The organism is Streptomyces olivochromogenes (genome assembly GCF_021538895.1).
GTDB lineage: Bacteria > Actinomycetota > Actinomycetes > Streptomycetales > Streptomycetaceae > Streptomyces > Streptomyces olivochromogenes_A.
Window position 1 is genome coordinate 1 of sequence record NZ_JADDRL010000195.1, and the last position, 9,627, is coordinate 9,627.

At 73.8% G+C, this 9,627-nt stretch carries 9 protein-coding genes; 1 reads left to right on the forward strand and 8 read right to left on the reverse strand.

Annotated features, from left to right (window positions below):
- The 7 genes from IPZ69_RS44885 to IPZ69_RS44915 all read right to left on the reverse strand — a co-directional run.
- Nucleotides 1-312 (reverse strand): beta-ketoacyl synthase N-terminal-like domain-containing protein (locus tag IPZ69_RS44885; protein WP_235460685.1); only part of this gene is annotated, 312 nt, incomplete at its 3' end.
- Nucleotides 313-368: 56 nt separating this feature from the next.
- Nucleotides 369-620 (reverse strand): phosphopantetheine-binding protein, encoded by a 252-nt coding sequence (locus IPZ69_RS44890; protein ID WP_235460686.1) that lies wholly within the window; start codon nt 618-620, stop codon nt 369-371.
- Nucleotides 621-691: 71 nt separating this feature from the next.
- Nucleotides 692-1,723, reverse strand: a complete 1,032-nt coding sequence (locus IPZ69_RS44895; protein WP_235460687.1) for an acetylserotonin O-methyltransferase — start codon at nt 1,721-1,723, stop codon at nt 692-694.
- A gap of 33 nt (nt 1,724-1,756) precedes the next feature.
- Nucleotides 1,757-3,562, reverse strand: coding sequence for a non-ribosomal peptide synthetase (locus IPZ69_RS44900; protein WP_235460688.1), 1,806 nt, complete (start codon nt 3,560-3,562; stop codon nt 1,757-1,759).
- Between the two features lie 7 nt (nt 3,563-3,569).
- A complete protein-coding gene (locus tag IPZ69_RS44905; RefSeq protein ID WP_235460689.1) occupies nt 3,570-4,382 on the reverse strand; it encodes a hypothetical protein in 813 nt (270 codons plus the stop codon).
- Nucleotides 4,383-4,496: 114 nt separating this feature from the next.
- A complete protein-coding gene (locus IPZ69_RS44910; protein WP_235460690.1) occupies nt 4,497-5,318 on the reverse strand; it encodes a thioesterase II family protein in 822 nt (273 codons plus the stop codon).
- Nucleotides 5,319-5,375: 57 nt separating this feature from the next.
- Complete coding sequence (locus IPZ69_RS44915) at nt 5,376-6,842, reverse strand: amidase (RefSeq protein WP_235460691.1); 1,467 nt, start codon at nt 6,840-6,842, stop codon at nt 5,376-5,378.
- Between the two features lie 229 nt (nt 6,843-7,071).
- Between IPZ69_RS44915 and IPZ69_RS44920 the strand changes: the two genes are divergently transcribed.
- On the forward strand, nt 7,072-8,136 hold the full coding sequence (locus tag IPZ69_RS44920; protein WP_235460692.1) for an AIR synthase-related protein: 1,065 nt from the start codon (nt 7,072-7,074) through the stop codon (nt 8,134-8,136).
- Nucleotides 8,137-8,179: 43 nt separating this feature from the next.
- Here IPZ69_RS44920 and IPZ69_RS44925 read toward each other — a convergent pair whose 3' ends face one another.
- Nucleotides 8,180-9,505 carry an MFS transporter gene (locus tag IPZ69_RS44925; protein WP_235460693.1) on the reverse strand — a complete coding sequence of 442 codons (1,326 nt, stop codon included), beginning with the start codon at nt 9,503-9,505 and terminating at the stop codon, nt 8,180-8,182.
- Between the last annotated feature and the right edge of the window lie 122 nt (nt 9,506-9,627).

Sequence of the window (9,627 nt, forward strand, 5' to 3'; positions counted from 1 at the left end):
CCCCTCCAGGAAGCCGCCCTCGGCGGAGTACGTCTTGCCGGGGGCGTCGGGGTCGGGGTCGTACAGGCCCGCCACGTCCCAGCCGCGGTCCGTGGGGAAGGGGGTGATGGCGTCGCCGCCCGCGGCGAGCAGACCCCACAGGTCCTCGGGGGAGGTCACGCCGCCGGGGTAGCGGCAGGCCATGCCGACGATGGCGATCGGCTCGTACTGCTTCTCCTCCTCCTCGCGCAACCGCCTGCGGGTGTCGCGCAGTTCGGTCGTGGCCCTCTTGAGGTAGTCGAGGAGCTTCTGTTCGTTCGACTCATTCGACATGCGGTCGTCCACCTGTAGGAGAGGAGCGGGAGGGAGGAAGGAGGAGTGGGGGTGGGTCAGTTCACGGCCGCTGCGCGCAGGCCGGAGAGCGTGCGCCAGAGCGCGTCCGGAGTGCTGAACGTCTCCATGGACAGCGCGTCGTCGGTGAACTTGACGTCGTAGGCGTTCTCGATCTCGATCAGCAGGTCGACGATGCCGAGCGAGTCGAGGCCGGCGTCGCGCAGGTCGAGATCCTTGGTGAAGGGGGCGTCCTCGGGGAGGAAGCCGAGGTGGGGGCGGATGAGGCCCTCGAACTGGTCGTCCCACATGGCGTGTTGGTCCTCTCTGGAGGCGGGTGGGTGGGCCGGTCGGGAGGCTGTCCGGCCGGCGGGGCGGCGGGTCAGTCGCGGGCCGCGAGGACGCACTCGACGACGCTGTGCTCCGTCGAGAGATTGCGGATCGACCGGACCTGAAGTCCGGCACCCTCGGCCTGCTTACGCATGTCCTCCTCGGACCGGATGCGCGTGCCCTCCTCGCAGACCACCATCTGGAACAGCGAGCGGATGGCGGAGGCGTTGTCGTGGCCGAGGAGCGGCTCGATGACGAAGAGGACGGGTTCGGCGGCGAGGCCCTCGGACTCCTCGACGGTGCGGGCCATGGCGTGCTGGACCGTCTGCAGGATGCGGGTGCTGCTCTCGGGACTCCAGTTGTGCAGCACGTTCTTGAGGAAGTAGGCGTCGGCGCCGCTCGGGACCTCCTCGAAGAAGTCGGCCTCGGCGAAGGAGAGGCGGCGGATCAGGTCCTGGTCGCCGGACTCGTCGAGGAGCTGGGCGCCGCGCTTGGCGACGTCGCCGCGCTCGGCGACGGTGCCGTGGATGTCGGGGTGGGCGGCGAGGATGCCCTTGAGGAGGTGGCCGCTGCCGCCGCCGACGTCGATGACCTTGGAGATGCGGGAGAAGTCGAAGTCGCGGGCGAGTTCGGCGGCGGCGGGCCGGGTGATGTCGGCCATGGCCTTGTCGTAGACCTCGCCGGCGTCGGTGTCCTTGTCCATGTACGAGTAGATGGACTCGCCGTACTCGGAGCGGGAGGCGGGCTTGCCGCTCTTGACGGTGGTGAGCAGGTCGCGCCAGACGTCGTAGTACATCTCGCCGCCCAGGACGCACCAGTAGCGCATGGACTGCGGGTGGTCGTCGCGCATCCGCTCCGAGGTCTCGGTCTGCTCGAAGGTGCCGTCCTCACGCTCGCGGAAGACGCCGACGATGCCCAGGACGCGCAGCAGGTAGAGCACGCCGTCCGGGTTGGCGTCGGTCAACTCGGCGAGTTCGGCGGGCGACTTGGGGCCGTCGGCAAGGTGGTCGGCGATGCCGAGCCGGGCGGCCACGCTGAGGGACCGGGAGATCCAGCCCATGCCGGCGAGCTGCAGCAGCTCCATCGTGTCTCCAATTCCTGGTGCTTGTCGGGTGGGTCAGTGCGAGGCCAGTGCCGCGCTCAGGCGGCGCACCGTGCGGTGGTCGGCGATGTCCTGGAGGCCGATGCGGATGCCTTGCCTGCGGGCCTTGTTGGCGACCTGGGCGGCGCCCAGGCTGGTGCCGCCCAGGCCGAAGAAGTCGTCGTCGAGTCCGGCCTTGGCGGCGCCGGAGAAGGTGGCGAACAGGTCGCACAGCAGGGCCTGTTCGGGGGTTTCGGGCGCCTGGTACGTGGTGACGGCGGCGAAGTCGGGGGCCGGGAGGCGGTCCGTCTCCAGCTTGCCGTTGGCGTTCAGGGGCAGGGTGTCGAGGCTGAGGAAGGCGCTGGGCACCATGTAGTCGGGCAGGGTGTCGGCCAGGTGTGCCTTCAGTGCGTCGCCGGCGGGCGCGGGCGCGTCGGCCGGGACGACGTAGGCGACGAGGTGGGTGTCGCCGGTGCCGGTCCGGTGGATGGTGACGGCGGCGCGGGAGACGGCGGGGTGGCGCAGCAGGGCCGACTCGATCTCGCCGAGTTCGACGCGGTAGCCGCGGATCTTGACCTGGCCGTCGAGCCGGCCGAGGAAGGACAGGGTGCCGTCGGGGGCGCGGCGCACGCGGTCGCCGGTGCGGTACATGCGGGTGCCGGGCGGGCCGTAGGGGTCGGCGACGAAGCGTTCGGCGGTGAGGGCGGGGCGGCGCAGGTAGCCGCGGGCCAGCTGGCCGCCCGCGATGTACAGCTCGCCGTCGTCGGTGGGGCGCAACCGCTCGTCCAGGACGCGCAGTTCACTGGTCCAGGTGGGCCGGCCGATGGCGACGGCGCCGGACGGCAGGGCGTCGCCGGGGCGGACGGCGTGCACGCAGCAGCCGACGGTGGCCTCGGTGGGGCCGTACTCGTTGAGGACGGTGACCCGCGGGTGACGGGCGCGGAAGGCGTCGACGGTCTCGGAGAGCAGGAGTTCGCCGCCGACGACGAGCTGCTCGGTGGGCGACGCCTCGGGCGGCAGCGTGGCGAGCAGCGCCATGTGGGACGGGGTGACCTTGAGGAGGGCGGGGCTCGGGCCCGGCTCCTCCAGCGAGCCGATACGGATGGTGCCGCCGCTGGTGAGGGGCGCGTACAGGGTGGTGACCGTCATGTCGAAGGCCACGGAGGAGTGCAGCAGCGTGGTGCGGGCGGCGCTCGGGTAGGTGCCGCGGGCGTAGTCGAGGTAGGCGGCCAGCGGCCGGTGGGTGACGACGACGCCCTTGGGGCGGCCGGTGGAGCCGGAGGTGTAGATGATGTAGGCCGGGTGGTCGGGGTGCAGCGGCCGTACCCGCTCGGTGTCGGTCGGGTCCGTGCTGGGGGCCGCCGCGATCCGGGCGCGGGTGGCGTCCTCGTCGAGGAGGACGGTGACCGCGGAGCCGGCCGGGGCGCCGCTGCCGGTGTGGGTGAGCAGGGCGGCCGGACGGGCGTCCTCGGTCATGAGGGCGAGGCGCTGCGCCGGGTTCTGCAGGTCGAGCGGCAGATAGACGGCCCCGGCCTTGAGTACGGCGAGGAAGGTGGTGACGAGCTCCGCGCCGCGCCGCATGCCGACGGCGACGATGTCTTCGGGGCCGAGTCCCAGGGAGATCAGGTGGTGCGCCAGCCGCGCCGAGCGCTCGGCGAGTTCGCGATACGTGACGGCGGTGCCGCCCTCGACGAGCGCGAGGGCGTCGGGGGTACGGCGGGCCTGCTCGGCGAGGAGTTCGGGAAGCAGGGCGGTCTCGCCGTGGGGGGCGGCGGGCGTCGGGTGGCTGACGGGGGCCGGCGTGGTCGTCGTAGCCGGCGTGCTCGGCGTGGTCGTCGTCATCGTGCGGTCACCCGGCCGTGCCAGTCGCGCCGACGGGGCGCTCGGCCAGCAGCCGCTGCAGTGCACGTGCGGTGGCGGTGGAGCGCAGGAGGTCGTCGTGGGCGACCGGGACGCGGTGCTCGTCGCCGACCGGGTGGTCCGGGGCGGTCGTGGTGAGGGCGGTGGCGGTGGTCCAGGCGGGCAGCGGGCTGAGGGTGGTGGCCGCGGTGAGGTAGGAGACGAGGGAGACGAAGGCGCCGGAGAGCTCGTCGCGGATGTCCTCGTCGAGGTCGAGCCGGTCCGCGGCGGCGGCCACGGCGGCGGTGAAGGTGTCGGCGAGTTCCCGTCCGGCGACGGGCAGTTGGTCGTCGCCGTACTGGGCCTTCAGAGCCTCGCCGCGGGCGTGGAAGGCGTCGAGTTCGGCGGGGGTGAGCAGCGCGCTGAGGGAGTCGCCTGCCGTGTGGAAGTCGTCGTACAGGCCGCTGGTCGAGGGGAGTTCGGGGTCGAGCAGGATGAGCCGGGGGGCGGGCTGCCAGTCGGCGATGCGCTCGGCGAGGGCCGCGGCGAAGACGCCGCCGGCGCAGTAGCCGAGCACCGCCTCCACGGGGGCGCCCGAGGCGCGGACCTCGCCCAGCCACCAGTCGAGGTAGGCGTTCCCGGTGGGCGGGACCTGGTCGTCGGGGCCCGGGGGCCGGCTCGCCCACAGGGTGAGCGGCGGATCGAGGAGCGGGGCGAGGTCGGCGAATTGGGCCGGCGCGCGGCTTCCCGCGGCGAAGTCGACCGCCAGCAGGAGACTTTCGCTCTCCCCGCTGCTCAGCGTCTTCCACGCTATTCGACTCACGGCTATTCCCTATTCCTGTCCTCGGGCCACGGAAAGACAATTCGTGGCAGCGGTGAACTTCACGCTAGATGCGGGTGGTGGCGTTGCGGACCCCTACCGTGGGCGGGGGCACCCCTAACCTCGGATCGTGGCCGTGGCGCTTATCCGCGTGGTGATGGCGTCGAGCACCTCGCGCGGCCGGTCGGCGAGGTAGAAATGCCCGCCGGAAAAGGACTGCAGCTCGTGGCCGGCGGTCGTGTGGTCCGCCCAGGCGTTGACCTCGTCGAGGGTGGTGTTGGGGTCGGTGTCGCCGATCAGGACGGTGATGGGGCAGTCGACGCTCACCCCGCGGTCGACGCGGTAGGTCTCCACGGCCTTGTAGTCGTTGCGGATCGCGGGCAGCGCGAGCCGCATGATCTCCTCGTTGCCCAGGACCCGGTCGTCGGTGCCGCTCAGCTTGCGGAGCTCCTTGATGACGCCCTCGTCGTCGCGGGTGTGGACGCGCTCGGCGCGGGTGCGGGAGGGCGCCCGGCGGGCGGAGGCGAACAGCCGCTCCGGGGCCGGGATTCGGGCGGCCTTGAAGCGGCGGGCGATCTCGAAGGCGACGGTGGCGCCCATGCTGTGGCCGAACAGGTACAGCGGCCGGTCGGCGTAGTGGCGCAGTTCCTCGAAGACGCGGTCGGCGAGTTCGGGAACATTGTCGACCAGAGGTTCCCTACGGCGTTCCTGGCGGCCCGGATATTGCACGACCAGGACGTCGATGGCGGGGGTCAGCTCCTTGGCGACGGGAAAATAGAAACTCGCCGAACCGCCCGCGTGCGGAAAGCAGACGAGGCGTGGCGCATCGGCGACGGCGGGGTGGTAGCGGCGAATCCAGGCGCTTTCCTCCGGGTTCGGCGCGGCGGTCGGTACGGCGGTGTGCGCGGCTGTTCGCAGGGTGCTGTTCTGCGTCGTCATGAGGAGGACCTCAGTTCTCGTCGGTGCTCGTGGGCGCTCTTGGGTGTTCGTCGGTGGTCACAGCTCGGGTGCGGGTTCGGGGAGTTCCGGCAGGAATCCGAAGAGCATTTCGGTGAGCTGCCACTGCCCGGCGAACTCGGCGAGTTCGGCCTCGGGGACGGGCACGCCGGCCCGCTGGAGCGCCGCGCCCAGCAGCCGCTGGGTCTCCGTGTCGGAGGCGGCGCCCTGCGGCAGGACGACGGGGGTCGGCGGCGTCGCCGGCAGCGGGGCGGGGGCGCGCAGGTGCCAGTCGGTGTGCTGCTGGTAGGCGTCGGCGACGGCGAGGAGGGCGCGGTCGGTGCCGGGGGCGGCGGCCAGTTGCAGGGACAGCGGCAGGCCCGCGGTGTCGAAGCCCATCGGCAGGGCGACGGCCGGGAACCCGACGGCGCTCCACAGGCTGGGCAGCCAGGACACGGCGGCCAGGCCCGCGGGATCGTCGTAGCGGGGCGCGCCGGCGGGCCAGGTCGGGGTGGCGAGGGCGTCGAGTCCGTCGAGGCGGGCGCGCAGTCCGGCCGCGCCCCAGGAGCGTACGCGCTGCGCGTGGACGTACACGGAGGCGGGGATCAGGCCGCCGAGCACGAGGGTGCGCCTCAGCGGCCGCCCGTACTGGTCCCAGCGGGCGCGCAGTCCGGCGCCGTGCCGGTCGAAGCCCTCGGCGAGGAGGGTGATGAGCTGGGCGGCGAACAGCGGGTACAGCTCGGGCAGTTCGACGCTGACGACCTTCGCGCCCTGGTCCCGCAGCCGTTCGAGGGCGGTGTCGAAGGCCTCGCGGCACTCCGGGGACAGCTGCCCTGACTCCTCCAGGGCGCGGTCGGGGACCCCTACGCGCACCCCGTCCAGGCCGGTGCGCCAGGCCGGCTCGGGGGTGTCCCAGCCGGCGGCGACCCCGAGGGCGCGGGCCGCGTCGCGGACGGTACGGGCCAGGGTGCCGACGGTGTCGAGGCTCGGGGCGAGGGGCAGGCAGCCGGCGGTGGGGACCAGGCCGTGGGTAGGCTTGATGCCGGTGACGCCGCACAGCGCGGCGGGGATGCGGATGCTGCCGCCGGTGTCGGTGCCCAGGCCGACGTCGAACAGACCGTGCACCAGGCCGGCGGCGCTGCCGCTGCTGGAGCCGCCGGGGTAGCGGGCGGTGTCCCAGGGGTTGCGCGGCACGGCGAAGGGCAGGGCCGGGTCGGGGCGGCCCAGGGCGTGTTCGGCGGCGGTGGTCAGGCCCAGCGGTACGGCGCCGGCGGCCCGCAGGCGGCGTACGGCGACGGCGTCGCGGCCGCGGTGCCAGTCGGCGTCGTGCACCTTGCTCTGGGCGGTGGGGACCGCCTCGCGGGTGGCGAAGACGTCCTTGACGCCGAGGGTGACGTCGCGCAGCGGGCCGTCCTCGGTGCCCTCCGCACGGGGGGTGTCGAAGCGGCGCGCGAACACGCCGAGCCGCTCGTCGAGGCGGTCGGCGGCGGCCCGCTGCCGCTCCAGCCGCGTGCTGACGTCCACCATGGCCGCTCCGTAGGTCGTGGGCTGTCCGGGAGTTCCGGGTCTTCGACCCTAGGGAGGGCGCACGCCCGCGCAGTCCCCCTTGCCGGACCCCTTAGCACCCCTGAATTCGCACCCCTGCCTGCGGGTTGTCCGTGGTTTCCCGGGCTACCGTGGCGGTGCGGCGGGAGCAGACTGACGCAGACTGGTGGTGACCCTGCCGCGTTCCCGGGTCCGGAAAGGGGGGATTTCCTTGCTGCGGGACGACGTACCCCTGCCCGTCGGCCAGGTGGCGCTGCGCGACGACACCGGCGCCGCGTCACCGGCCCGTGTCCTCATCGCCGCCCTGGGCGACCTCTACGACCCCGAACCGGTGCTGGAGCCGGGTCCGTTGGCCGTGCGCACCGTGACGTCCGTCGTCGATCCGCCGTTCTTCGGCAACGGCGACATCGGGCGGCTCGCCGTGTGCGCGGCCGTCAACGCGCTCGCCGTCGCCGGTGCCGAGCCGCGCCGGCTGACGCTCGCCGCCGTCGTCGAGGCGGGGCTGCCGGCCGCGCTGCTGCACCGCGCCGCCGCGTCGGTGCGGGAGGCCGTGCGCGAGGCGGGGGTGCGGGTCGCGGCGGTCGACGCGCGGGTGGTGCGGGCCGGCGAGGCCGACCGACTCACCTTCGTGGCCACGGGGTTCGGGACGTTCACGCGTCCGCCGCTGAACGTCGCCGACGTGCGCCCCGGCGACCGGATCCTGGTCTCCGCGCCCCTGGGCAGCCATGCGGTCCATGTGCTGTCGCTGCGCGCCGGACTCGGTTTCGAGTACCACGTGCCCAGCGACGTGGCCCCGCTCGGCGAACTCGTCGAGGCGGTCCGTACGGCGCTGCCGTCGGGCGCGCTGCGGGCGGCCGGGACGGTCGGCGAGGGCGGACTGGCCGCGGTGCTGCGGGAGTTCGCGGCGGGCTCGGGCCGCGCGCTGCGGGTCGACGAGGCCGCGCTGCCGGTGCCGTACGGAGCCCGGGAGGCGTTCGACGTCCTGGGCCTCGACCCGTTGTACGCCGCCGGAGCCGGCTGTGTGTGCCTGGTGGTCGACCCCGCGGCTCAGGCCGCGGCGCTGGCCGCGCTGCGGGGACACCGCAACGGCCGGCTGGCGGCGGCGGTCGGTGAGGTCGTGGGCGCTACGCACGGTGCCGACGGTGTGACCGGTCCGGGTGGCTCGGGCGGTCCTGGCGGCTCGGGCGGTGCGGTCGAAGTCCTGTCGCTGGCCGGAGGGTTGGCGCCGCTGCGCGACGAGGCGGAAGAGGGCGGGGCTCCGGCGCGCTTGCTGTGAGGAGCGAGCCGTCGCCGGCGCCCCGGCTCTCCCCTCCCGCCGGTCAGTCCCTCGCGCGCCTGCCCCGGTTCAGTACGGCGGCGGCGACCAGCGCGGCCACGGCCGGAACCGGACCGATACCGACGAGGATGCCCGCGTGGGCGGTGGCGGACTGTGCGACGGCGTGTCCGGTGCCCGAGGAGACGTAGCCGAAGAGGGCGAGGATCAGCCCGTACACGAAGGGGCCGACCGCCAGGCCGAGCGTCTCGCAGGTGGTGAACAGCCCGGACGACACCCCCGCCCCGCGCAGTTCCTCTCCCGCGATGCACTCCTGCAACAGCGCGTAGAGGAAGAGCAGTTGACCGGCGTGCCCGGCTCCGGCGAGGGCCATCAGGAGCAGTACGAGGGGCAGCGGCAGGACGGGCGCGGCGAGCAGGAGCAGGCAGCCGGTGGCGAAGACCGCGCAGGCCCACCGGTATCCGGCGCGGTGGCCGACGCGGGTGCCGAGCCGGGTCCAGGCGCGCACGGTGAGCAGGTTCGGCGCGACGAACGCGGCGACCAGCAGGCCCGTGGCGTTCTTGTCGCCGAGGATGTGCTCACTGAAGTAGGGCGCCCCGGCGGTCAGTCCACCGGTGGCGACGGACTGGACGACGATCCCGCTGAGCAGCGCGGGGAATCCCGCCACGCGGCGGGCGACGGCGAGCTGGTGGCGCAGGCCGGGGCCCGCGGGCGTCGCGGCACCCGTGCGGGCGCCCTTGATGCCGATGAGGACGCCGGCCGTACCGGCGAGCACGCACAACGCGCCGAACAGGCCGACCAGTCGGTGCCCGGGCACTCCCCCGCCGCCCGCGTCGACGAGCGCGGGTCCCGCGGCCCCGGTGAGCAGCGCGGACACGGCGATCACGGCGACGCGGCCGCCCACGAGGGAGACCCGGTCGGCGGGCCGGTCGGCCAGTTCGGCGGGCAGGGCGTTGTAGGGCACCTGGAAGAAGGCGTAGGCGGTGGCGGCGAGGAAGAAGCCCGCCGCGGCCCACCAGGCCCCGGCGGAGGCCGGTCCCGGTGCCGAGAACATCAGGGCGAACGCGGCGGCCACGCCGACGCCGCCGGCCAGCAAATGGGTACGGCGGCGGGGCCGGCGGTCACCGGCGTGGCCGACTAGGGGGCCCAGGAGGGCGTTCCACACCTTGGGTACGAGGATCACGGTTCCGGCCAGTGCCGCGCCGACGCCGAGGGTGTCGGTGAGGTACGGCAGCAGCAGGAGGCCCGGCAGCGTGCTGAAGGCGCCGGTGACCAGGGCCCCGGAGGCGTACCCCGCGCGCAGCCCGCGGCTCGCGCCGGGGGCCCGGGGTGCGGTCGCCGGGCGGGCGGCGAGTTCCGATTCGACAGCCATGGTTCGAGCGTGACCGGCGCGGGAGCACGGCAGTAGTCAGGGATTCACCCCACATTTCCGGGACTTCCTGTCGTGCAACTACCGGACACGGGCGGGCTCTTGGATCAAGGAGACGGCTGGGA